Origin of the sequence: Pseudomonas sp. p1(2021b) (assembly GCF_020151015.1) — a bacterium.
GTDB lineage: Bacteria > Pseudomonadota > Gammaproteobacteria > Pseudomonadales > Pseudomonadaceae > Aquipseudomonas > Aquipseudomonas putida_K.
In genome coordinates this window covers 2988142-3010820 of sequence record NZ_CP083746.1, presented here as the reverse complement: position 1 = coordinate 3010820, position 22679 = coordinate 2988142, and the positions used below count along the sequence as shown (strand labels likewise).

The window sequence follows — 22679 nt, the reverse complement described above, 5'->3', positions numbered from 1 at the left end:
CTGCAGATCTCAACGCCCGCCACCCAACGGGTATTCCACGGCCAGGCGTATCTGGTCGGCATCCAGCTCCGCCTGGGCAGTATTGCCACGGTGGACGTTGTACCGTACCGAGAATGTCATGCCTTTGGCTGCGCCGTCCTGCACCACGTACCGCGCTTCCAGGTCTCGCTCCCAATGCCTGCCGCCCTTGCCGTAGCCCAGGTAGGCGTAGCCGCCGGCCGGGTCGATGTGGCTGCCATCGATATCGAACCCGCGCACATACAAGGCCGCCAGGTTCAGGCCGGGGATGCCGAAGGCGGCCATGTTCAGGTCATAGCGCGCTTGCCAGGACTTCTCGTTGGGTGCGTTGAAATCGGACAGCGGCACGGCATTGCCCAGATAGATCGCGCCGCGGGTGACATAGTCGAACGGTGTATCGCCATCGACCTGCTGCCAGCCGAGGCTGAACGTGTGCGGGCCGTGGGTATAGCGTGAGAGCAGGTTCCAGGTGGTGTTGTCGATACGCCCGGACAAGGCCTTGCCGGTATCGGTGGTGCGGTACAGGTTCAGTTCCAGGCTCAGGCTGCGGTGTTCATCCAAGGCATGGCTGAGGGTACTGCCCAGGTAATGTTGGCGCCAGGTATCCGCGTAACGCGAGGTATAGAGGCTGGCGTTAACGGCGCTGTTCGGGGTCCACACCATGCCTGCCAGGTCGAAGCTGTCGCCCTGGCGTGCGTTCGAGTAGTTCACCGCGAAACCCTGGTCATGGCTCGAGGCATTGCGGTCGGTGTTTTCGTTGAAATGGCCGGCCACCAGCTTGAGCGTGTCGATCTCGCTGCTGGTGAAGAACAGGCCCGTGGCAGTCTCGGGCAGCAGGCGGCTATCGGAGGAACTGAACACCGGTGTCTTCACCCGTTGCTCACCGTAGGACAGCACGGTGTCGGCCAGCCGCAGCTTGAGCGCCGCGCCGCCACGGCTGTAGTTGCCCTTGGGGTGGCCGTCGTTGTCCAGGGCCAGCAGGCGCGCCTTGCCGGCACGGCCGCCACCGCTGTCCAGTTGTACGCCGAGGTAGGCGTGGGCATCGACACCGACGCCCAGCACCCCTTGGGTGAACCCGGACTGGAAGGTCCCCATCAGGCCATAGGCCCATTCCTCGGCTTTGCCGCTGCGCTCGCTGCGTAGCTTGTAGGCATTGCGGGCGGCACCGTTACGGCCGCCATGACGATAGTCGCGCTGGTCGAACACAGTGCGGTTGAGCAGGCTCCAGGTGCTGTCTTCGATAAAGCCGTCGGACCGCGCCTGGGCCGATTCCGACAAGGCCACGGGCGAGGCGCCGAGCAGCGGCAGCAGCAGGGCGACGCGCAGCGACTGCCGAGGCCCGGAATTGATGCAGGCATGCATGGGGCTGGGCTCCTGCCGCCTTAGAAGTACTTGAGCCAGGCGATGTCGCGGCGGCGGGCCTTGAGCCGGGCGAATGCACGCACCGGCAGGAACAGCCCGAGGGCGAGCAGGAGCGCACCAAGCCAGACCGCCCCGATGCCATCGAAGCCGAAATAGTCCCCCTGGTTCAGGCCCCATAGCGCGGCGCTGGCCAGGTACAACAGCTTCAGCACGTAAAGGTGCAACAGGTAGAAGAACATGGGCGCTGCACCGAACACTGCCAGCACCCCGATCCAGCGTGCCTGCCCGGCCCGTTCGAAGGCTCGCAGCAACAGCAGGCCCAGGCCCAGGGTCAGGGCCAGGAACAACAGCGACGGTGGGTACTTGGTGATGTTGAAGAAGCTCATCAGGGTCTGGGTCGCGGTCGGGTAGCCGCTCCATGGGGCCTCGCCATAGCCGTTGAACAGGCGCAGGGCGAAGAACCCCAGCAGCACGCCGATACCGAGCAGCAGCAGGCGATGCTGGCGGGCCCCGGCATCGCTGCCCCGGGCGAACCAGGGGCCCAGGGCATAGCCCAGCACGATCACGCCGATCCATGGCAATACCGGATAGGAGGTGCGCAGGCGCAGATGTTCGTTGACCTCCAGCCAGCCTCGGTCATGCAGGATCGCCCAAGGAACATGCAGGACCGAACCGGGTTCGAAGTGCAACCCATCGAGCAGGTTGTGCCCGGCGACAAGGGTGATACCGACAGCCAGCAGCGCCGGGCGGGGGAGCCAGACCAGCAGCGACAGGGCGATCATGCTGACACCGATGGCCCAGATCACCTGCAGGTAGATCACGGTTGGCGGCAGCTGGAAGGTCCAGGCGAAGTTCACAAGGGTAAATTCCAGCGCCACCAGGAACAGGCCGCGCTTGAACAGGAAGGCCGATACATCGCCGCGGCCCTGGTGCTTTTCGCCATAGAGCCACGCCGAGAGGCCGGTCAGCAGAACGAAGACCGGTGCACACAGGTGGGCCAGGGTACGGCTGATGAACAGGGTGGGTTCGGTGGCATCGATGCTCATCGGGTCGCTGACCTGGCGATGCAGGAAGAAGGTTTCACGGACGTGGTCCAGGAGCATGAACAGGATCACCAGGCCGCGCAGGGCATCGATGCTCTGCAGGCGCTGGGTGAGTTGGGTGGGGGTGGCGCAGGCGCTTGTCATGATTGGATGCGGACGGGGCTTGTCGTTGAATTGAAATGTTATCTTATAACTTTTTCGGCGCGGCAGCACAGTGCTTTTTGTGGTGTGCGGGTGCAGGGGGGCGTAAGCAGGAAGGTAGAGGTGCTGTGAGATCGAGCGCCGCCCGCGCGGCGCTCGATCTCACAGGCACCGAAGGTGTCGCGTCGAACCTCAGGGCGCTCCGAGTATCCCCACGACCTTGTCCCGCAGCTGGTCGATCCCGAACGGCTTGCCGATCATGTGCATCCCCTCTGGCACATCCAGCGTTTCGGCATAACCGCTGGCAAACAGCACCGGCAGCGTTGGACGCAGTTCACGGGCCTTGGCAGCCAGGTCCTCGCCGCGCATGTCCGGCAGGCCCACGTCGGTCATCAGCAATGCCAGGTCCCGGCTCCGATCCTCGAGCACTGCCAAGGCGGCAGCGGCACTGTCGGCCTCGATCGCGGTATAGCCCAAGTCGCCGAGCACTTCGACTATCAGCATGCGTACGATGTCGTCGTCTTCGACTACCAGTAGCTGCATTGTGTGGATCCTGTTCATGGGGTGGTCTTTATTGGGTGCCCCGGCGGGCAGCAGAAGTTCCCCAGCATAACGGGCCCTGCACATCGATGGAACGATTGGTGCAAGTAGCCTTCAAATACTGGCTAAGTGCCCTGCCAGAGCCGGTAAAGCTGGTTAGACTCGCTATGAACCGGTGGCGCAGCGGCCACCCACCCAATGGATACTTTTCGCGCGGGCGTTTTCAAATGATTCAAGCAGCCTCTATGGACCAGCAGAGCTTTCGCAAGCTCTTGCGCCGCAATGTCGGCTTGCCCCTTGGCATAGGCCTGCTGGGGGCCGTGGCGTTTGTCGCGGTGATCAACTACTTGCTCTCGGCCATGCAATGGGTCGAGCACACCGATCGGGTGATCGGCAATGCCAACGAGACAGCCAAGCTTGCGATCGACATGGAAACCGGTATGCGCGGCTTCCTGATTTCCGGGGAGGAACGTTTCCTAGATCCCTACGAGGTGGCCAAGCCGCGGATCTTCAACAGCCTCCAGGCGCTGCGTTCGATGGTGATGGACAACCCGCAACAGGTCGAGCGCATCGACCGGTTGATCGCCTTGCAACGGGCCTGGAACGACTTCGGTGCCGAGATGATTGCCTTGCGCCGCAACCAGGGCGATTACCAGGTCGCCCTCGCCGATGGCCGCGGCAAACGCCTGAGCGACGGGATCCGCAAGGAATACGACGAGCTGATCGCCGCCGAACAGCAGCTGCGCATGGCCCGCAACGAAACCGTGAGTACCGTGACGGTGCTGCTCTGCAGCGCGTTCGTGCTGTTCATCGTGGCCCTGACAGCCCTGTTGGCCTATCTCGGCCGCCGCGACCTGCTCGCGCTGTCGGAAAGCTACGTGGCGAACCTGCAGGCCCAGCGACAGGCCACCGAACGCCTGGAACACCAAGCCTGGTTGCGCAACGGCCAGACCCAACTGGCGGAGCAGGTGCTTGGGCAACTGACCCTGCCCATGCTCGGCGACAACATCCTGCGCTTCTTCGCCGGGTACCTGGGCAGTGTGGTCGGCGCCTTCTATGTGCGCGACGAACAAGGGCAGCTGGTGCGTGTGGCCAGCTACGGCCTGGACGCCGAACAGCAAGCCCGCGGCGAGCGAGTGGCCAGCCATGACGGCTTGCTGGCCGAAGTGGTACGCCAGCTCCGCCCGCTGCGCCTGGATGACCTGCCCGCCGATTACCTGCGCTTGAGTTCGGGCCTGGGCGATGGCCTGCCGCGCAGCGCGTTGCTGATGCCGGCCAGTGATGACGGGCAAGTCAATGGCGTGCTCGAGCTGGGCTTTCTCAGGCCGCTGCAGGAGCGTGATGCGGAGCTGTTGCAGCAGGTCGGCGGCAACCTGGGGATCTCCATCGAAAGCGCACGCAACCGCCAACGCCTTCAGGAAGTGCTGGCCGAGACCCAGCAGCTCAACGAAGAACTGCAGGTGCAGCAGGAGGAGCTCAAGACCGCCAATGAGGAGCTTGAGGAACAGTCGCGTATCCTCAAGGAATCCCAGGCGCATCTGGAGACCCAACAAGCGGAGCTGGAACAGACCAACGAGCAGTTGGCCGAGCGCACCGACGCCCTGGACCGCAAGAACGGCGAGCTGAACCTGGCGCAGCTGGAGCTGCAGGCCCGCGCCGAGGACCTGCAACGCACCAACCGCTACAAGTCCGAGTTCCTGGCCAACATGTCCCATGAGCTGCGCACGCCGCTCAACAGCTCGCTGATCCTGGCCAAGCTTTTGGCGGAAAACGGCGAGGGCAACCTCAGCGATGAACAGGTGAAGTTCGCCGAATCCATCTATTCGGCCGGCAACGACCTGCTCAACCTGATCAACGACATCCTCGATATCGCCAAGGTAGAGGCCGGCAAGCTCGATGTGCGCGCCCAGGTCACCCAGGTCGAGGGGGTGGTGGAGGGGGTGCGGGCCCTGTTCGAGCCCGTGGCCCGGGACAAGGGCCTTGACTTTGCGGTGCAGGTCGAGCCGCAGGTGCCGGAAACCCTGTTCACCGACCGCCAACGCTTGGAGCAGATCCTCAAGAACCTGTTGTCCAACGCGATCAAGTTCACCGAGCATGGCCAGGTCAGCCTGACCATCGGCCGCGAGGCCGGCCGGGGCGTGCGCTTCAGCGTGCGCGACAGCGGTATCGGCATTGCGGCCGACCAGCAACAGGCGATCTTCGAGGCATTCCACCAGGTCGATGGCACCAGCAATCGACGCTACGGTGGTACCGGTCTGGGCTTGTCGATTTCCCGAGACCTGGCGCGCCTGCTGGGCGGGCAGATCACGGTGCAGAGCACGCCAGGACAGGGCAGTACATTCAGCCTGACCCTGCCTGAACAGTACGAGGGCACACCGGCCGAGGCCCAGGCGCCGAAGGTTGCCAAACCCCCGGTCCAGGCTGCCCCGCCGATGCCACCGGCACCCCGCGGGCCTGCCTTCGCCGACGACCGAGAGCGTGCGCCCTTTGCCAATCGCTGCATCCTGGTGGTGGAGGACGAGCCGAACTTCGCCCGCATCCTCTTCGATCTGGCCCATGAGCTGGGCTACAGCTGTCTGGTGGCGCAAAGTGCGGACGAGGGCTACGAATTGGCCGCCCAGTACACGCCGGATGCCATCCTGCTGGACATGCGCCTGCCGGACCATTCGGGCCTGACGGTGCTGCAGCGGCTCAAGGAACAAGCCACTACCCGGCACATCCCGGTGCATGTCATCTCGGTGGAGGATCGTGTGGAGGCCGCCATGCACCTAGGGGCGGTGGGGTACGCAGTCAAGCCTACCAGCCGAGAGGAGCTCAAGGCGGTGTTCGGTCGGCTGGAGGCCAAGCTGACCCAGAAGCTCAAGCACATCCTGCTGGTGGAGGACGACGACCTGCAGCGAGAAAGCATCGCCCGGCTGATTGGCGACGACGACATCGAGATCACTGCCGTGGCCTTGGCCCAGGACGCCCTGACGCTGTTGCGCGAGCACATCTACGACTGCATGATCATCGACCTGAAGCTGCCGGACATGCTTGGCGACGAACTGCTCAAGCGTATGACCTGCGAACAGATTCGCGCCTTCCCGCCGGTGATCGTCTACACCGGGCGCAACCTTACCCGTGAGGAAGAGGCCGAGCTACGCAAGTACTCCCACTCGATCATCATCAAGGGCGCGCGCTCGCCGGAGCGCCTGCTCGACGAAGTCACGCTGTTCCTGCACAAAGTCGAAGCGCAGCTGTCCCATGAACGCCAGCGCATGCTCAAGACCGCACGCAGCCGCGACAAGGTGTTCGAAGGGCGCAAGATCCTCCTGGTCGATGACGATGTGCGCAACATCTTCGCCTTGACCAGTGCCCTCGAGCACAAAGGTGCCCTTGTCGAGATCGGTCGTAACGGGCGCGAAGCCATCGAACGGCTGGAACAGCACGAGGACATCGACCTGGTGTTGATGGACGTGATGATGCCAGAGATGGATGGCTACGAGGCGACACGGCTGATTCGCCAGCAATCCCGCTGGCGCAAACTGCCGATCATCGCCGTGACCGCCAAGGCCATGAAGGACGACCAGCAGCGCTGCCTGCAGGCCGGTGCCAACGATTACCTGGCCAAGCCGATCGAGCTGGAACGGCTGTTCTCGCTGATCCGTGTCTGGCTGCCACAACTGGAGCGAATTTGACTAGCGAACGTAGTACCGACATCGAGATCCGGCTGCTGATCGAGGCGATCTACCTCAAGTACAGCTACGATTTCCGCGACTATTCCGGCGCTTCGATCAAGCGCCGGATCCTGCATGCCGTGCGGCAATTCGACTGTCCCACGATCTCGGCGTTGCAGGAGCGGGTGTTGCACGACCCGAGCATGTTCATGCAACTGCTGCAGTACCTGACGATTCCGGTCAGCGAGATGTTCCGCGACCCTGGGCATTTCCTCGCGTTGCGTAATGAAGTGGTACCGCTGCTGCGCACCTGGCCGTCGCTCAAGGTGTGGATCGCAGGCTGCAGTACGGGCGAGGAGGTATATTCCATGGCCATCCTGCTACGCGAGGAAGGGTTGCTCGAGCGCACCATCCTCTATGCCACCGACATCAACCCGTACTCGCTGGAAAAGGCCAAGCAAGGCATCTATGCGATGCACGACATGCAGGCCTATGCCGAAAACTACCGCCAGGCCGGTGGTCGCCGGGATTTCGCCGAGTACTACACCGCAGCCTACGGCAACGCCATCATGGACAGCAGCCTGCGCGACAACGTGACCTTCGCCGACCATAGCCTGGCCACCGACAGCGTGTTCTCCGAGACACAGCTGGTGTCCTGCCGCAACGTGTTGATCTATTTCAACAAGCAGTTGCAGGATCGCGCCTTGGGTCTGTTCCATGAATCGTTGTGTCACCGTGGCTTTCTGGTCCTGGGCAGCAAGGAGTCGGTGGATTTTTCCGTCTACAGCGACCGATTCGAGGCACTGATGCGGCCCGAACGGATCTACCGTAAGTCATGAACGGTGTACAGGCGGTGGTCATCGGCGCCTCCGCGGGTGGCGTCGCGGCGTTGTTCGCGGTGCTTGGCGCACTGCCGGAGCGCTTTGCCATCCCGGTGTTGTGTGTCCTGCACCTGCCTGACGACCGCCACAGTCAACTGGCCGAGGTGCTGCAGCGGCGGCTGCGTCGGCCGGTCTGCGAGGCCTGCGACAAAGCGCGTATCGAGCCCGGGTGGATCTATGTGGCCGGGCCGGGCTACCACCTGTCGGTGGAGCGCGACCGCAGCCTGTCGTTGAGCCAGGAGGAGGCGGTGCATTTCTCTCGTCCGGCGATCGATTTCCTGTTCCAGTCGGCGGCCGATGCCTACGGCCCTGGCCTGCTCGGCGTGCTGCTCACCGGGGCCAACGAAGATGGCGCCCAGGGGCTGCTGCACATCAAGAACAGCGGAGGCCGGACCGTGGTCCAGGACCCTCGCGACGCACAGGTCGCACTGATGCCGGAGGCCGCACTGGCCCTGCACCAGCCCGACCATATCCTTTCCCTGAGTGGTATCGGGCAACTGCTCGCGACCCTGGAACCCAGCGCATGCTAAGCAATATCATCGCCAAACTGCTGATCGTCGACGACCTGCCGGAAAACCTGCTGGCCCTCGATGCCCTGATCCAGGGCGAGGACCGCGAAGTGCACCAGGCCCAGTCTGCCGAACAGGCGCTGTCGCTGTTGCTCGAACATGAGTTCGCCCTGGCCATCCTCGATGTGCAGATGCCGGGCATGAACGGTTTCGAGCTGGCCGAACTGATGCGTGGCACGGAAAAGACCAAGAACATTCCGATCGTGTTCGTCAGTGCCGCAGCCCGTGAAATGAACTATGCCTTCAAAGGGTACGAGAGCGGTGCGGTGGATTTTCTGCACAAGCCGCTCGATACCCTGGCGGTCAAGAGCAAGGTCTCGGTGTTCGTCGACCTGTTCCGCCAGCGCAAGGCCTTGGGGCGTCAATTGGAGGCGCTGGAGCACAGTCGCCAGGAGCAGGCGCAATTGTTGGCCGAGCTCGAGGTGGCGCGGGGCGAGCTCGAGCGCGCGGTCCGCATGCGTGACGACTTCATGTCGATCGTCTCACACGAGGTACGCACACCGCTCAATGGCCTGATCCTCGAGACCCAGCTGCGCAAGATGCACTTGGCCAAGGGCAACCTCGACGCCTTTACCCCGGATCGCCTGCAGGCCATGGTCGAGCGTGACGAGCGCCAGATCAACAGCCTGATCCGCCTGATCGAGGACATGCTCGATGTCTCGCGCATCCGCACCGGCAAGTTGTCGATACGGCCCAAGGCGTTCGACCTCGGTCAGTTGGTGCGGGGGCTGGTGGAGAACTTCACCGCCCAGGCCGCAGCCTTCGACACTCATATCGAACTGGAGCGCTGCGAGGCGTTACCGGGAGAGTGGGATGAATTTCGTATCGAGCAGGTGGTGGCCAATCTGCTGTCCAATGCGCTGCGCTATGGTGAGCGGCGACCGGTGCGAGTTCGGGTGTTCGAGCAGGGCGGTAGGGCTTGGGTGCAGGTCCAGGACCAGGGGATCGGTATCAGTGCCGCCAATCAGCAGCGGATCTTCCAGCAGTTCGAACGGGTCGCGGCGCAGCAGGCCAGTGGGGGGCTGGGGTTGGGGCTGTATATTTCCGAGCAGATCGTCCAGGCCCATGGTGGGCATATCCGGGTCGACAGCGAGGAGGGCAAGGGTGCAACCTTCAGCCTGTGCCTGCCGTTGGCGGCTGCACGACTGCAAAGCGACCAGGCGCAGGCAACCTCTGCCTAAGCCTGGGGTCTGATGGCCAACCTATTGAATTCCAAGGCGAAGTCATGAGTGAAGATGCACAAGATGTGGTACTGGTCGTCGAGGATGAACCGGCGATTCGCATGATCCTGCGCGATTACCTCGCCGGGGAGGGCTACCACGTATTGGTGGCCGAGGACGGCGAGCAGGCGTTCGCCATCCTGGCGAGCAAGCCGCACCTGGACTTGATGGTCACGGACTTTCGCCTGCCGGGCGGGATCTCGGGGGTGGACATCGCCGAGCCGGCCGTCAAGTTGCGGCCTGACCTGAAGGTGATCTTCATCAGCGGGTATCCAGCCGAGATCCTTGAAAGCCAAAGCCCGATTGCGCGCAAGGCCCCCATTTTGGCCAAGCCGTTCGACCTGGACAGCCTGCGCGAACAGATCCAGAGGCTTTTACAGTAACGCTTGCTTGTTCGCTTAAGGCACCGAAGCCGCTGCGGCGGACATCGTCTACAGGCTCAAGCGAGCTCCAGCCAGATCGGCGCGTGATCGGAAGGCTTCTCCATCGCGCGCAGTTCATAATCGACACCCGCCGCCTTGAGCCGTGGTACCAGCCCTTGGGACGCCATGATCAGGTCGATCCGCAGCCCCCGCTTGGGCTCATCCTCGAACCCACGGCTGCGATAGTCGAACCAGCTGAAGCGGTCGGCCACTTCAGGATGCAAGTGTCGGAAACTGTCGACCAACCCCCAACCCTTGAGCCGCTCCAGCCATTCGCGCTCCTCCGGCAGGAAGCTGCATTTGCCGGTGCGCAGCCAACGTTTGGCGTTGTCCGCACCGATGCCGATGTCGCAGTCCTGGGGCGAGATGTTCATGTCGCCCATCACCAGCAGCGGCTGATCGCTGCTGAACTGACCTTCCAGCAGACCTTGCAAGTCGCTGTAGAAGCGCTGCTTGGCCGGGAACTTGGTGGGGTGGTCGCGGCTTTCGCCCTGCGGGAAGTAGCCATTCATGACGGTGATGGGCGTGCCGTGCGCATCGGCGAAGGTGCCCCAGATGAAACGCCGCTGTGCATCTTCCTCGTCGTTGGCGAAGCCCTTGAACAGGTCCAGCGGTTCGCGCCGCGACAACAGGGCTACGCCGTAATGGCCCTTCTGGCCATGGTAGTGCACGTGATAACCCAGGGCCTGGACATCAGCCAACGGGAACTGATCGTCGCTGACCTTGGTTTCCTGCAGGCCAATCACGTCCGGCTGGTGCTTTTCGATCAGCGCTGCCAGTTGGTGCGGGCGCGCGCGCAGGCCGTTGATGTTGAACGAGACGATCTTCATGAAAAGACAATCCTGACAAAAATTGGGATGCTATCCGACATCCGCCCCCGCTGCCAGCATGGCACCTTCCAGCCTGCGCTGCTAATGTACCGAAGACACGGTGTATGGCACGGCGTTTGCTCCGCTATATCACGGTAATTTCAAAAGGATCTCGCAATGCCCGACGTCAACGCCGAGCCAGTTCGCATCTGCCAGCTGGATGACGGTTATCGTGGCGACGTCCGCTCAGTGCTCTATCATGCCTACCGCCATGACCCTACTTTCGCCTATGTGCTCGAAGCGCAGCGGCCGGGCTACGAGCGACGCCTGCGGGCAATGTTGCGGGCCTGGGTAGGCCAGCATTTTCACTTGCAGCTGCCTGCCATTGGCTTGCTGATCGATGACCGCTTGGTCGGGGTGGCGCTGATCGTGCCACCGACCCGGCGCCTGGGCGTGGACGACAGTTGGGCATGGCGTCTGCGCATGGTCCTGGGTACGGGCGTAGGCTGTACCCGCCGTTATCTGGATTTTCAGGCGGCCTTGGCGACCTGCCTGCCCCAGGGCAAGGTGCATGTACTGTCGTTGCTCGGGGTGCAGCCGCAATTCCAGGGGCAGCGCTACGGCGAACAATTGTTACAAGCTGTGCATCAATGGTGCGCCGAAGCACCTGGTTGCGCAGGCGTGGTACTCAACACCGGAAATGCGCATTCCCTGGCGTTCTACCAGCGCCAGGGCTATCAGCAAGCGGGAGAAATCGCCGTCGGCCCTATTCGCGAACGGGTGTTTTTCCGCCCGCAGCCGGTCTCGCCAGGGTCGGACATTGCATGATCCGCTCACCGAGCGACACCCTGGAGGGCCCGCCTCTGGTAGCATGCGCCGCATGACGTATTCAGGAAGACTAAGCTGGGGCCTGATTCTTTGGGTCGCCAGTACCACCGTATGGGCGCAGAGCGAATTGCTGGTGCGGGTGAAACCGGCCAACAAGGCGCTCAAGAGCAATATCGAAGGCTATATCGGAAGCCTCGGGAACCGTGACGAGGAGGCCTTGTTGCGGTTCAGCCGTGGGGCCCAGGAACAGGCGCGCAAGGCCGCCCAGGCCCTGGGCTACTACCAGGCGCAGATCGACACCGAGGTCAAGCCGCCGAGCGCGCAGGGCAAGGCGCCGCAACTGATCATCCACATCGAGCCGGGTGAGCCTGTGCACCTGCGCAACGTGACCGTGCGCATCGAAGGGCCGGCCAGCGAGCTCGCGGCGTTTCGCATACCTGACAGCAAGGCCTTGCGCCCGGGCGAGCAGCTCAACCATGGCACCTACGAGGATGCCAAGCGGCTGATCCAGAACCAGGCCTCGCGCTATGGGTTCTTCAGTGGCCACTTCACCCGCCAGCGTCTGGCAATCGACCCCCAGGCCGGCATCGCCGACATCGAACTCGTCTACCAGAGCGGCCCGCGTTATCGCATGGGCGCCGTGACCTTCGGTGGCGATACGCCGCTGGACAACGACCTGCTGCAGCGCATGGTCTCTTTCAAACCCGGCACCCCCTACGATTCCGAGCTGATCGCCGAGCTCAACAACGACCTGCAATCGAGCGGCTACTTCGAAGGCGTGCGGGTCGACGCGGCGCCGACCGCCGCTGTCAACGAAGAAATCCCGGTGGATGTCCACCTGCAAACCCGCAAGCCACGCACCATGGGCCTTGGCCTGGGTTTTTCGACGGACGTCGGCCCGCGCGGCAAGGCCAACTGGACCCGCCACTGGGTCAACCCCCAGGGGCACAGCTATGGCTGGGAGACCGAACTGTCGGCTCCTCGGCAGAACGTTGGCCTGTGGTACGACATTCCCCTGGACCCGCCGCTGACCGACAAGCTGCGCTTTGCAGGTGGTTACCAGAACGAAGAGATCGCCGGCACCGATACCTTGAGCAAGCTGCTGACGGTCGGCCCGGAGTGGCACAGCAAGTTGCCCAGTGGTTGGCAGCGGGTGATCTCGCTCAAGTACCAGCGCGAGGAGTACCGGCTGGGCGACGATTCGGGGCTGAGCAACCTGCTGATGCCGGGCGTGAGTTTCTCCTACCTGCGCAGCGATAATCGCATCGACCCGCACAATGGCTATCGCCTGCAGTTCGACTTGCAGGGGGCCAAGGACGGGCTGGTGTCGGACACCAACCTGTTGCATGGCAACGTGCTGCTCAAGGGCCTGACCACCCTGGGGCAGAACCATCGCGTGCTCGGGCGCGTACAGTTCGGCGGCAGTGCCACCAACGGCTACAAGCAGAACGTCCCGCCATCGTTGCGCTTCTTCGCCGGCGGTGACCAGAGCGTGCGTGGCTACGATTACCAAAGCCTGTCACCGAAGAACAGCGATGGCGACCGCATCGGCGGCCGCTACCTGGTGGCCGGGAGTGTCGAGTACCAATATTCGGTGGCGGACAAGTGGCGAGTGGCGACATTCATCGACCAGGGCAACTCGTTCAACTCGCTGGAACTGCCCAGCCTCAAGACCGGTGTCGGTATCGGCGTGCGTTGGGTATCACCGGTCGGGCCGCTGCGCCTGGACCTGGCCCACGCGCTGGATGACGACGGTGGTATCCGCTTGCACTTCTCCATGGGGCCTGAGCTGTGACGCGTGTGTTCAAACCCATTCTCCTGGCGTTGCTGGGGCTGCTGTTGCTGATCGCCCTGGTGCTGGGCCTGCTCCTGGGGACCGAGGCGGGCAGCCGCTGGGCCCTTGGGCGCGTCCCTGGGCTTGAGGTCACCCACTTCCAGGGTCGCCTGGGTGGCAGCTGGCAGGCCGAGCGACTGGTGTGGGCCGACGGCGCGAGCCAAGTCCAGGTACAGGCTGTGCAGCTGGCGTGGTCGCCGCTGTGTCTGCTGCGCGCCACCTTGTGCCTGGAGCGGGTGCAGGCCGAGCAGGTCGACATGGTGTTCGCCCAGGACGAGGCACAGGCGGACGGCGGGCCGCTGCAACTGCCCAGCTTGAAGCTGCCCATCGCCATCGAACTGGGTGAGGTCAAGCTCGGGCGGTTGCGCCTGGATGGCAACGACCTGTTGGGCGATATGCAACTGGCGGCTCATTGGGCGGCCAACGGCCTGCGCATCGATACCCTGCGGCTGCAGCGCGACGACCTGCGCCTGGACCTGCAAGGTGATCTCAAGCCCGAAGCCGATTGGCCCCTGCAGGTGAGCGGCACGCTGCAGCTGCCCGAAGTGCAAGGCAAGCCCTGGCAACTGGCGTTGGCCATCGAGGGTGAGCTGCAGAAGTCGCTCGTCATCGATGCCACCAGCAGCGGTTACCTCGACGCCCGCCTGGAAGGCCGTCTGCAGGCCTTGGCCGAACATTTGCCGGCCACCCTGAGCATTCGCGCCGACGCCTTCAAGCCTGCGGCATCGTTGCCGGATACCGTGCAACTGAACCAGCTGCGGCTGGAGGCCAAGGGCGACCTGCTCAGTGGCTACCAATTGGCGGGTTCGGCCAGCCTGCCGGCCGAGCAAGGTCCCATCGGCCTGGCGCTGGGCGGCCGGGTTGATGCCAAGGGCGCTCGCCTCGATGCCCTGGACCTCAATGCCAGCGACACCCAGCGGGTCAAGCTGCAAGCCAGCGCTGACTGGCAGCAGGGGCTGAAGGCCGATGCCCAGGTCGACTGGCTGGACTTCCCCTGGTTGCGCCTGTACCCCATGGAGCCGGCACCGCAGGTCACCCTCAAGCGTTTCAATGCCCAGGCGCACTACCGCGATGACCGCTACACGGGCGCCTTCAAGGGTGACCTCGATGGACCGGCCGGTGCCTTCAGCGTGGCCAGCCCGTTCGATGGTGACCTGACCCAGGTACGTTTGCCTGCGCTGGCAGTGAGCGCCGGGCAAGGCAGGGCTGCTGGCAGTGTGGCGATCCGCTTCGCCGACACCTTGGCCTGGGATGTCGACCTTCAATTGTCGGCGCTCGACCCGGCCTATTGGCTGGCGGAATTGCCAGGAACCCTGGCCGGGCCGTTGCGCAGCAAGGGTGAGTTGAAGAACGAGCGTCTGCAGCTGCAGGCGCAGCTCGACCTCAAGGGGCGCCTGCGCGGGCAACCGGCTGTGCTCAAGGTCGAGACCGAAGGGGCAGGGGAGAACTGGACCCTCGGCAGCCTGGCGGTGCAGCTGGGCGACAACCGTATCAACGGCAGCGCCAGCCTGCAGCAGCGCCTGGCCGGGCGAATCGACCTCGACCTGCCGCGGTTGGGGCAGCTGTGGCCCAGGTTACAAGGGCAGGCCAAGGGGCGCCTGGACCTGGCCGGTACCCTGGCTGCTCCGCAAGGCACGCTGATGCTGCAAGGTCAACAGCTGGGCCAGGCCGAAAACCGTATCCAGCGCCTGGACCTGGAGGCGCGCCTGGACAATGCCCAACGCGGGCGGGTCACGCTCAAGGCCGGCAATATCCGCCTCGGTGAAACCGCATTGGGCAACCTGGACATCGACGGCAAGGGCTATATCCATCAGCAAGCCGCCACCCTGGCCCTGGATGGGCCGCAGCTCAAACTCGACCTGGCCTTGGACGGCCAGCTGGCCAAGGGCGATTGGCGGGGGCGCCTGGCCTCCGGGCGTATCCAGGCAGGTGGCCAGGACTGGCGCTTGCAGGCCCCGGCCAAGCTGCAGCGCCTGGCCAGCGGGCAACTGGACTTCGGCGCCCATTGCTGGCGCTCCGGTCAGGCGAGCCTGTGCGGCGAAGACCAACGCCTGGCGCCGGAGCCACGGCTGCGCTATCACCTCAAGCAGTTCCCGCTGGACAGCTTGGCGCAATGGTTGCCCAAGGACTTTGCCTGGCAGGGCCTGCTCAATGCCGACATCAACCTGGATATCCCCGCCGGTGGGCCCAAGGGCACCTTGCGGGTAGACGCCGGCGATGGGACGTTGCGGATTCGCGACAATGGCCATTGGGTCGATTTCCCGTACCAGGTCCTGCGCCTGGACAGCACCCTTGCCCCGCGCCGCGTCGACACCCGCCTGGATTTTCGTGGCCAGCGCCTGGGCGAGCTGTCCCTGGTTACCCGGCTCGACCCGTTGGGCAAGGACAAACCGCTGAGCGGCGACTTCCGCCTGGCCGGCCTGGACCTGTCGATCGCCCGGCCATTCGTGCCGATGGTCGAGCGCCTGGCGGGCCAGCTCAATGGCAGCGGCCGGTTGTCTGGCACGCTGCTGAGCCCTCAGGTCACGGGTAATCTGGCGCTGAGCGGCGGCGAAGTGAGTGGGGCCGAGCTGCCGGTCAGTCTCGAAGACCTCTCGCTGCAGGCGCTGATCGCCGGCGAGCAGGTACAGTTGCAAGGTAACTGGCAGAGTGGGCCGAACGGCCGTGGTCGGCTCGAGGGCAACCTGACCTGGGGGCAGGCACTGGCAATGGACCTACGCTTGCGTGGCCAGCAATTGCCGGTGCATGTCGAACCTTATGCAGACCTGGAGGTTGCCCCTGACCTGAACATCCGCCTGGTCGATGAACGACTGGCGATCGCCGGCAAGGTGCAGGTGCCCACGGGCAAGATCACCGTGCGCGAACTGCCGCCCTCGACCGTCAAGGTCTCCGATGACACGGTGATCGTCGGCGAGCAGACCGAAGAAGGCAAGCCGCCGATGGCCATGGACATGGATATCGATGTCGAGGTGGGGCGTGACAAGTTGTCGTTCAAAGGCTTTGGCTTGACTGCCAACCTGCTCGGCCATGTGCATATCGGCAACAACATGGACACCCGCGGTGAGCTCAGCCTTGCCGAAGGACGGTATCGCAAATATGGCCAGAACCTGATCATCCGGCGGGCACGTTTGCTGTTTGCCGGGCCCATCGACCAACCGTACCTGGATATCGAGGCGATCCGTCGGGTCGATGACGTGATCGCGGGTATTCGCCTGAGCGGCAGCGCCGAGCAGCCGACCACCAAGGTGTTTTCCGAACCTGCCATGGGCCAGGAGCAGGCATTGTCCTACTTGGTGTTGGGCAGGCCTCTGGCGACCAGCGGCGAGGACAACAACATGTTGGCCCAGGCAGCCCTGGGGCTGGGGTTGCTGGGCGGCGAGGAGCTGACCGGTGGGCTGGCCTCGAGCCTTGGCATCGAGGACTTCCAGTTGGGGTCCGAAGGGACGGGCAACAGCACCAGTGTGGTCGCCAGCGGCAACATCACCGAGCGGTTGAGCTTGCGCTATGGTGTCGGCGTGTTCGAGCCAGCCAACACCATCGCCTTGCGTTACAAACTGAGCAAGAAGGTCTACTTGGAGGCGGCCAGCGGCTTGGCCAGTTCGCTGGATATCTTCTACAGGCGGGACTTCTAGCGCTCAGCGAACGGTCGCTGCCTCAATGAACTCATTGGGCGCCTCATCCCTCGTGGATGGGGCGTTCTGGCGCTGGGGCACGATGAGGTTGGTGTATTCCTCGATCAGGCGATTGATCGCCTCGGGCGGTTCGCACGCCTGGAACTGCATGCGGATCTGCACTTCGTCCGGGTCGCGCTGGTCCCCGCGACGGCCATTGGCCCCGACGGTGACCTGAAAGCGGGCGGTGCCATTGTCATGGGTATCCTTGTGCGGGTCGCCAGCATCTATTCCGTTGACCCTGACCGAGAGGTCGACCTGCATGCGCTCCAGGGCCAGGCCTCGCGGTGACACCAGGGCGATCAATGGAATCTGCAGGGTATGCTGGCCGTCCATGGCGATCTCTACCATCTTGGCTTTCATAGGGGCCCCCAGTTGCTCGGGGTCGTAGTCGAAGAATTGGTCGAACAGCTTGATGTATTGCTGGGCGATCAACGTATTGGTGGCGGCTGCTGCTTCCTGCAAGCCGCGCGTGATGTCGGACAGATCGCTCGATGTCATGGGGGCTTGGCTGGTGGGGCGGGTATCCACGCAAAGTATTCCTCGATAGGTGCACAGACCCCCGCCGGAGCGGGGGCAGCGTCAGGTGGTCGGCAGGGCGAGCGGGATCAGTTGCCGGAGTTGGGCAGCTCCGGCGCGGTTTGCGGTGGCAGGTCCGGCTGCGTGGGTGTGATGTCCTTGATCACGGTCGGCTTCGTGGCAGCGTCGGTCAGATAATCCATGACCCGTTGCAGCGCCTCGGGTGGGTCTTGGCGGCGAACCGTGGTGTTGAAGGCGTAGCGCGCGCGAGTGTCGGTCTTGCGGGTCTGTTCCGACTTATGGCTTGCGCTAGCCTTCACGTTCAACTTGAAAGGCCCCCAACCCAGTGAGGCTTCCCCCTCGCCGCTGAACTCGGAGTTCGTACGGGTTTCGGCCATCTGGCTGATGGTCAGCTCGAACTCGACCCGGCCCTCTTCGATACAGATGTTGGGGTGTGTGATCGCCGCCATCAGCGGGATCTGCATCGCTCGGCTGACGGTTCCCTGGTGCAGGCCTTGCTCGTCTACGAGGGTTTCGTCGTAGTTGAATTCGATCGCGACGGCCTTGCCGTCCTTGATGCAGACCTGCATGAGAAAGTCGGCATAGGATTGGCTGGCGGTGACCTGGGCGTCGATCATTGCCTGCAAGGGCGCCGCGATCATGCGGTCCATGGGTAATGCATTGATGACCGAGCCGATCAGATTGTTATCGATGGACATTGTTTTTTTCCTGGTATTTGACGGTGGATGCGGCGGGAATCAACGGATGTGGTTGTCCTGCCGGCGGATGTTGCCGATCTGGCGCAGGCTCAGGCCGTACTTGTCCGCCAGGAGGCTACGGGACAGGCCATCGGCGCTTTCCTGTTGGATCTGCAAATTGCGCAACTGGCGCAGGAAGTGGTCTGGCTTGGGAATTTCCAGTGCTACACCGGCAAAGCGCTTGATCAACGCTTGCAGGGCATCGGCGGGAAGCACATCGGCGAGCTTGGTGCGCTCAAGATGCTTGGGAATGTATTTCGGCCGGCCGCCATAGGCACAGGTCAGCCGGTACGCATTTTCGATGCCGATGCACTCGATCAGCGATTGCAGCGAATGGGGCAACTGGGAGATGTCGATGCGATTGAGGTCTGGCAATTCCATGTGAGGTTCCCTCGAACTGGTGAGCAGGCGCCAGGTGTGAAATCCCTGGTGGCGCTGGCTGTCGTCGATGTGCCGCTGGGCAGCTCGTGCGATGGCCTGGCTTGATTCTCAGGGAGCGCCCCAGGAGTCGCTAGGCGCCAAGCGGATCGCTGGATGTAGCCTCCGGCCCCAAGGGTTTGCAGGCAGCAGTGGTCGGGCGCGTAGGACATGCCTTCAGCCGCAGCCCGCAAGCCTTGAGTTCCTGTTCTTTGACACGACATGAGCTTTGAAGGGTGGCCCTACCCTCTATTGGCAGGGGTACCCCTGCAGCAAGCCGACCATGCCCAGGTAGCTCTTCGGTGCATGGGCCTGGGAACGCGGAAGGGCACGCCAGTCGACTTCCAGGCAAAGGGCCGTGAAATCCTTGGTATCGCGCCGACCGACGACCTGGGGGGTGAAGTCCTTGCGATAACGAACCCGTGCCGTGTCCAGGGCTTGGGCCTGGTCGGCCTCGGCCAGGGTCTGGCGGGCAAGGGCTGGCAACTGAGCGTGTGACACCACCACGTGCAGTTGGCCTGGTTGGGCGCTGAAGTGGCCGGTCCGGCGCATGTTCTGCCAGAGCTGTTGCCATTGGCTGGCGCCTGCGCGAGGTGCCAGCTCACGCGCGAGTCGGTGCAACTGTTCGTTGGACAGCTCGGTGGGGTCCAATGCCATCGCGGCAGAGGGAGACAACAGCAACAGGCTGAGGAGCAAGCGGGCGGTACGCATCGGGTGGCCTCCATCGGGGCTTCTAGGGAGACCGGATGCTTTCAAGCGAGGAAGGGACCAGGCAGCAGGAAACGCGACCGGTGACGTTGTATCATGGCCCCGGCTCGACGCGAGCCCTCTGTCCCTGATGCTGCAAGGAACCTTCGATGACACATGTGCAACGCCTGAAATATTCCATCCTGATCATCCTGGTGGTGCTGGGTCTCATGCTGGGCCTGTCCTACCTGCAAAAACAGGGGACCATCAGCGAGCAGACCTTCCAGTACATTGCCATCGCCATCGCGGTGGTCGTGGTGGTGATCAACGGTATCCTGCGCCGCAAGGTCGGGCCGAAGCCCTGAACCTGCCAGGCCGGCCAACCCTGGCCGGCCATGCCTTCAGCTCGACATGGGCTGCTCCAATACAGCTCGCGCTTCGGGGTTGAGGCTGTAGCATTTGTCGCTGCCCAGGCGGATCACGCCCTCGGCGCACAATCGCTTGAGCACCTCGCGCACGCTGAGGAACGACAACGGGATATCCAACTGCTCGAGTTGCGCATGAACGCCGCGCACGCCAATGCTGCGGCCGTCCCGATCAGCTGCATGCAAGGCATCGATGACCTTGAGGCGGATCAGGCTGGTGCGTAGCCCAAAGGCCCGCAGCAATTCGCGAATCTGTTCGTTGCCGGCGCGTGCGGGTGTGCCCGGGATTGGCCCGGCACTGCTGGGGCCCGGGTTGCGGGCGCTCTGCAATGCAGGTTGTGGGTTGTACATGTGAATGCTCCTTTTCGTGGACTGTCCCGAAAACAAGGGTGCCTCATTGGGTATGACGAATGAGACGGACAAAACTGCAGCCCACGATGAAAAAATAATGCTCAGGCCCTGTTCATGACGATGCAGGGCCTTGGCCTGCGTAAAATTTCCAGTGAGCCGTTCGTCTGTACGGGATATCCCCAATTCCAGGAGTGCCCGTGCGTACATTTTCGCGTCCTATGACCCGTCTTGGCCTGGCAGCCGTGTTGATTGCATCTGGCCTGGCAGCCCAGGCGCGGGAAGCCGCTGGCGAGGCCTCGGCACAGATCCGCCGTACCAGTTTCGGTGTTCCGCACATCCTGGCCGAGGACGAACGAGGTCTGGGTTATGGCATCGGCTATGCCTACGCCCAGGACAACCTGTGCCTGTTGGCCAATGAGGTCGTGACCGTCAACGGCGAGCGTTCCCGTTACTTCGGCGCCCAGGGCAGAACAGTGGAGCAGCGTGCGAATCTGGACAGTGACTTCTTCTTCGCCTGGCTCAATGCAGACGCTGCGGTCAAGGGTTTCCTCGAAGCCCAGCCTGCGCGGGTACGCGACTTGCTGGAGGGCTATGTCCACGGCTACAACCGCGCGCTGGTCGAGCGTCGGGCGCAGGGCTTGCCTGCTGAGTGCGGCCAGGGGGACTGGTTGCGGCCGATCAGCAGCCTCGATCTGGTCAAGCTGACCCGTCGGCTCCTGGTTGAAGGCGGCGTTGGCCAATTCGCCGAGGCGCTGGTGGCGGCTGCTCCGCCTGAGCGGGCTGCGCGCCTGGGCAAGGAAGATTTCAGCCTGGCCCTGGATCGCCAGGCGCAGTTCACCATGGCCCGTGGCAGCAACGCGGTGGCAGTAGGGGCGCAACGGTCGGCCAACGGTGGTGGCCTGTTGCTCGCCAATCCGCATTTCCCCTGGGTGGGGGGCCTGCGGTTCTACCAGATGCAGCTGACCATCCCAGGCCAGCTGGATGTCATGGGCGCCGCCTTGCCAGGCTTGCCGGTGGTCAATATCGGCTTCAACCGCCACTTGGCCTGGACCCATACGGTCGATACCTCGACGCATTTCACACTGTACAGGTTGCAGCTCGACCCGAAGGACCCGACACGCTACGTGCTCGATGGAAAATCCCTGCCACTGAGCCGCCAGACCTTGAGCGTCGCGGTCAAAGGTGAGGACGGCCAATTGCAGCAGGTCGAGCGACAGGTCTACGCCTCGACGTTCGGCCCTGTGGTGCGCTGGCCGGGCCGGCTGGATTGGGACAATCGGTTCGCCTACAGCCTGCGCGATGCCAACCTGGACAATACCCGGGTACTGCAGCAGTGGTACGCCATCAACCATGCCGACAGCCTGGATGGCCTGAAGCGTACGGTGGCGCAGTTGCAGGGCATCCCTTGGGTCAACACCTTGGCGGTCGATGCAGGTGGCCAGGCGACCTACCTGAACCAGTCCGTAGTGCCGCATGTGGACCAAGAGCTGCTCGCTCGCTGTAGCGACCCGTCGGCCGCCGGCCCGCTGGTGGTACTTGATGGTTCGCGCAGCGCATGTCAATGGAAGACCGACGCCCAGGCAGCCCAGCCGGGTATTTTTCCGGCGCGGCTACTGCCGAGCCTTGTACGCGAAGACTTCGTGCAGAATTCCAACGACCCGGCCTGGATGGCCAACCCTGCGCAACCGCTGACCGGCTTTTCCCCGTTGGTCAGCCGTGAGGGCCAACCGCTGGGCCTGCGCAGCCGTTTTGCCCTGCAGCGGCTGCAGGGCAATAGCAAGCTGACGCTGGAAGACCTGCAGCGCATGGTGCTGGACGATGAGGTGTACGCAGCCAGCCTGGTGCTGCCGGACCTGCTGGCCTGGTGCAAGACCGCGCCCGCCGACGTCCAGGCGGTGTGTGCAAGCCTGGCAGCCTGGGACGGCAAGGCTGACCTGGCCAGTGGCATCGGCCTGTTGCATTTCGCCAATATCTTCGACGCGCTGGTGGCCCAATCAAACATATGGCGGGTGGCCTTCGACCCAGTCGATCCCCTGCACACCCCGCGCGGGCTTGCGGTGGAGCAGGCGGCGGTGCGCCAACGCGTACACGAGGCCGCATTGGCTTCCCTGGAGCGGGTAGGCAAGGCCGGGATTGCGAGCGACAGCCGCTGGGGGCAGGTGCAGCAGTCTGCCGATGGCACTCCGGTACCGGGCGGCCCCCAGGAACTGGGCGTGTACAACGCCATGTACAGCGTGCCCGATGGGGCAGGCAAGCGTCTGGTGGTCAGCGGTACCAGCTACTTACAGTTGGTCAGTTTTAACGAGCAGGGGCCGCAAGCGTTCGGATTGCTGGCGTTCTCCCAGTCCAGCGAGGCGGAATCGGCCCATGCGAACGATCAGACCCGGGCGTTCGCGGCCAAGCAATTGGCTCCGATCCCCTTCACCGAGGCGCAGATCAAGGCTGACCCACAGTACCGTCGGTATGTGATCAGTGAGGCTGGCAAGGGCGTGGCAGTGGGCGCCACCCACTGATATAGGCTATGCCCC

At 63.6% G+C, this 22679-nt stretch carries 19 protein-coding genes; 10 read left to right on the top strand and 9 right to left on the bottom strand.

What is annotated here, in order from left to right:
• Window positions 1-9: 9 nt before the first annotated feature.
• The 3 genes from K8374_RS14000 to K8374_RS13990 all read right to left on the bottom strand — a co-directional run bounded on the left by K8374_RS14000 (window position 10) and on the right by K8374_RS13990 (window position 3107).
• Window positions 10-1380, bottom strand: coding sequence for an OprD family porin (locus K8374_RS14000; RefSeq protein WP_224456053.1), 1371 nt, complete (start codon window positions 1378-1380; stop codon window positions 10-12).
• A gap of 20 nt (window positions 1381-1400) precedes the next feature.
• Window positions 1401-2567 carry a DUF1624 domain-containing protein gene (locus K8374_RS13995; protein WP_224456052.1) on the bottom strand — a complete coding sequence of 389 codons (1167 nt, stop codon included), beginning with the start codon at window positions 2565-2567 and terminating at the stop codon, window positions 1401-1403.
• A 189-nt stretch (window positions 2568-2756) separates the two neighbouring features.
• Window positions 2757-3107, bottom strand: a complete 351-nt coding sequence (locus K8374_RS13990; RefSeq protein ID WP_224456051.1) for a response regulator — start codon at window positions 3105-3107, stop codon at window positions 2757-2759.
• A gap of 224 nt (window positions 3108-3331) precedes the next feature.
• Here K8374_RS13990 and K8374_RS13985 point away from each other — a divergent pair, with 224 nt between their 5' ends.
• Genes K8374_RS13985 through K8374_RS13965 form a run of 5 tightly spaced genes read left to right on the top strand, consistent with a single transcriptional unit; the run spans window position 3332 to window position 9813 of the window.
• Complete coding sequence (locus tag K8374_RS13985; RefSeq protein ID WP_224456050.1) at window positions 3332-6781, top strand: response regulator; 3450 nt, start codon at window positions 3332-3334, stop codon at window positions 6779-6781.
• A complete protein-coding gene (locus tag K8374_RS13980; RefSeq protein ID WP_084856865.1) occupies window positions 6778-7599 on the top strand; it encodes a CheR family methyltransferase in 822 nt (273 codons plus the stop codon). The genes K8374_RS13985 and K8374_RS13980 overlap by 4 nt, the downstream gene beginning before the upstream one ends.
• Complete coding sequence (locus K8374_RS13975; protein WP_224456049.1) at window positions 7596-8171, top strand: chemotaxis protein CheB; 576 nt, start codon at window positions 7596-7598, stop codon at window positions 8169-8171. Before K8374_RS13980 ends, K8374_RS13975 begins: the two co-directional genes overlap by 4 nt.
• Complete coding sequence (locus K8374_RS13970; RefSeq protein WP_224456048.1) at window positions 8165-9391, top strand: hybrid sensor histidine kinase/response regulator; 1227 nt, start codon at window positions 8165-8167, stop codon at window positions 9389-9391. Before K8374_RS13975 ends, K8374_RS13970 begins: the two co-directional genes overlap by 7 nt.
• A 44-nt stretch (window positions 9392-9435) precedes the next feature.
• Window positions 9436-9813, top strand: a complete 378-nt coding sequence (locus K8374_RS13965; RefSeq protein WP_224456047.1) for a response regulator — start codon at window positions 9436-9438, stop codon at window positions 9811-9813.
• A 56-nt stretch (window positions 9814-9869) separates the two neighbouring features.
• Here K8374_RS13965 and xthA read toward each other — a convergent pair whose 3' ends face one another.
• On the bottom strand, window positions 9870-10682 hold the full coding sequence (xthA, locus tag K8374_RS13960) for an exodeoxyribonuclease III (protein WP_224456046.1): 813 nt from the start codon (window positions 10680-10682) through the stop codon (window positions 9870-9872).
• 156 nt (window positions 10683-10838) lie between these two features.
• On the opposite strand from xthA, the gene K8374_RS13955 reads away from it, so the two are divergent.
• Genes K8374_RS13955 through K8374_RS13945 form a run of 3 tightly spaced genes read left to right on the top strand, consistent with a single transcriptional unit; the run spans window position 10839 to window position 16955 of the window.
• Window positions 10839-11489, top strand: coding sequence for a GNAT family N-acetyltransferase (locus tag K8374_RS13955; protein ID WP_224456045.1), 651 nt, complete (start codon window positions 10839-10841; stop codon window positions 11487-11489).
• A gap of 52 nt (window positions 11490-11541) precedes the next feature.
• Window positions 11542-13284 (top strand): autotransporter assembly complex protein TamA, encoded by a 1743-nt coding sequence (locus K8374_RS13950; RefSeq protein WP_224459329.1) that lies wholly within the window; start codon window positions 11542-11544, stop codon window positions 13282-13284.
• Window positions 13281-16955, top strand: coding sequence for a translocation/assembly module TamB domain-containing protein (locus K8374_RS13945; protein ID WP_224456044.1), 3675 nt, complete (start codon window positions 13281-13283; stop codon window positions 16953-16955). The genes K8374_RS13950 and K8374_RS13945 overlap by 4 nt, the downstream gene beginning before the upstream one ends.
• 3 nt (window positions 16956-16958) lie before the next feature.
• On the opposite strand, the gene K8374_RS13940 is transcribed toward K8374_RS13945, so the two are convergent.
• The 4 genes from K8374_RS13940 to K8374_RS13925 form a co-directional block, all read right to left on the bottom strand.
• A complete protein-coding gene (locus tag K8374_RS13940; protein WP_224459328.1) occupies window positions 16959-17495 on the bottom strand; it encodes a DUF2589 domain-containing protein in 537 nt (178 codons plus the stop codon).
• A 107-nt stretch (window positions 17496-17602) separates the two neighbouring features.
• Window positions 17603-18232 carry a DUF2589 domain-containing protein gene (locus K8374_RS13935; protein ID WP_224456043.1) on the bottom strand — a complete coding sequence of 210 codons (630 nt, stop codon included), beginning with the start codon at window positions 18230-18232 and terminating at the stop codon, window positions 17603-17605.
• Between the two features lie 39 nt (window positions 18233-18271).
• Entirely contained in the window at window positions 18272-18652 is a 381-nt protein-coding gene (locus tag K8374_RS13930; RefSeq protein ID WP_224456042.1) for a Mor transcription activator family protein, read from the bottom strand.
• Between the two features lie 285 nt (window positions 18653-18937).
• Window positions 18938-19399, bottom strand: a complete 462-nt coding sequence (locus tag K8374_RS13925) for a hypothetical protein (RefSeq protein ID WP_224456041.1) — start codon at window positions 19397-19399, stop codon at window positions 18938-18940.
• 146 nt (window positions 19400-19545) lie between these two features.
• Between K8374_RS13925 and K8374_RS13920 the strand changes: the two genes are divergently transcribed.
• On the top strand, window positions 19546-19740 hold the full coding sequence (locus K8374_RS13920; RefSeq protein ID WP_084856884.1) for a hypothetical protein: 195 nt from the start codon (window positions 19546-19548) through the stop codon (window positions 19738-19740).
• 36 nt (window positions 19741-19776) lie between these two features.
• On the opposite strand, the gene K8374_RS13915 is transcribed toward K8374_RS13920, so the two are convergent.
• Window positions 19777-20151 (bottom strand): fe2+ zn2+ uptake regulation protein, encoded by a 375-nt coding sequence (locus K8374_RS13915; RefSeq protein ID WP_084856886.1) that lies wholly within the window; start codon window positions 20149-20151, stop codon window positions 19777-19779.
• Window positions 20152-20369: 218 nt separating this feature from the next.
• On the opposite strand from K8374_RS13915, the gene K8374_RS13910 reads away from it, so the two are divergent.
• Window positions 20370-22664 (top strand): acylase, encoded by a 2295-nt coding sequence (locus K8374_RS13910; protein ID WP_224459327.1) that lies wholly within the window; start codon window positions 20370-20372, stop codon window positions 22662-22664.
• The last annotated feature ends 15 nt before the right edge of the window (window positions 22665-22679 follow it).

Coding starts and splice junctions, on each gene's coding strand:
- K8374_RS14000 (WP_224456053.1), bottom strand. CDS start 1,380: ATGCATGCCTGCATCAATTCCGGGCCTCGGCAGTCGCTGCGCGTCGCC.
- K8374_RS13995 (WP_224456052.1), bottom strand. CDS start 2,567: ATGACAAGCGCCTGCGCCACCCCCACCCAACTCACCCAGCGCCTGCAG.
- K8374_RS13990 (WP_224456051.1), bottom strand. CDS start 3,107: ATGCAGCTACTGGTAGTCGAAGACGACGACATCGTACGCATGCTGATA.
- K8374_RS13985 (WP_224456050.1), top strand. CDS start 3,332: ATGATTCAAGCAGCCTCTATGGACCAGCAGAGCTTTCGCAAGCTCTTG.
- K8374_RS13975 (WP_224456049.1), top strand. CDS start 7,596: ATGAACGGTGTACAGGCGGTGGTCATCGGCGCCTCCGCGGGTGGCGTC.
- K8374_RS13970 (WP_224456048.1), top strand. CDS start 8,165: ATGCTAAGCAATATCATCGCCAAACTGCTGATCGTCGACGACCTGCCG.
- K8374_RS13965 (WP_224456047.1), top strand. CDS start 9,436: ATGAGTGAAGATGCACAAGATGTGGTACTGGTCGTCGAGGATGAACCG.
- xthA (WP_224456046.1), bottom strand. CDS start 10,682: ATGAAGATCGTCTCGTTCAACATCAACGGCCTGCGCGCGCGCCCGCAC.
- K8374_RS13955 (WP_224456045.1), top strand. CDS start 10,839: ATGCCCGACGTCAACGCCGAGCCAGTTCGCATCTGCCAGCTGGATGAC.
- K8374_RS13950 (WP_224459329.1), top strand. CDS start 11,542: ATGACGTATTCAGGAAGACTAAGCTGGGGCCTGATTCTTTGGGTCGCC.
- K8374_RS13940 (WP_224459328.1), bottom strand. CDS start 17,495: ATGACATCGAGCGATCTGTCCGACATCACGCGCGGCTTGCAGGAAGCA.
- K8374_RS13935 (WP_224456043.1), bottom strand. CDS start 18,232: ATGTCCATCGATAACAATCTGATCGGCTCGGTCATCAATGCATTACCC.
- K8374_RS13930 (WP_224456042.1), bottom strand. CDS start 18,652: ATGGAATTGCCAGACCTCAATCGCATCGACATCTCCCAGTTGCCCCAT.
- K8374_RS13925 (WP_224456041.1), bottom strand. CDS start 19,399: ATGCGTACCGCCCGCTTGCTCCTCAGCCTGTTGCTGTTGTCTCCCTCT.
- K8374_RS13920 (WP_084856884.1), top strand. CDS start 19,546: ATGACACATGTGCAACGCCTGAAATATTCCATCCTGATCATCCTGGTG.
- K8374_RS13915 (WP_084856886.1), bottom strand. CDS start 20,151: ATGTACAACCCACAACCTGCATTGCAGAGCGCCCGCAACCCGGGCCCC.
- K8374_RS13910 (WP_224459327.1), top strand. CDS start 20,370: ATGACCCGTCTTGGCCTGGCAGCCGTGTTGATTGCATCTGGCCTGGCA.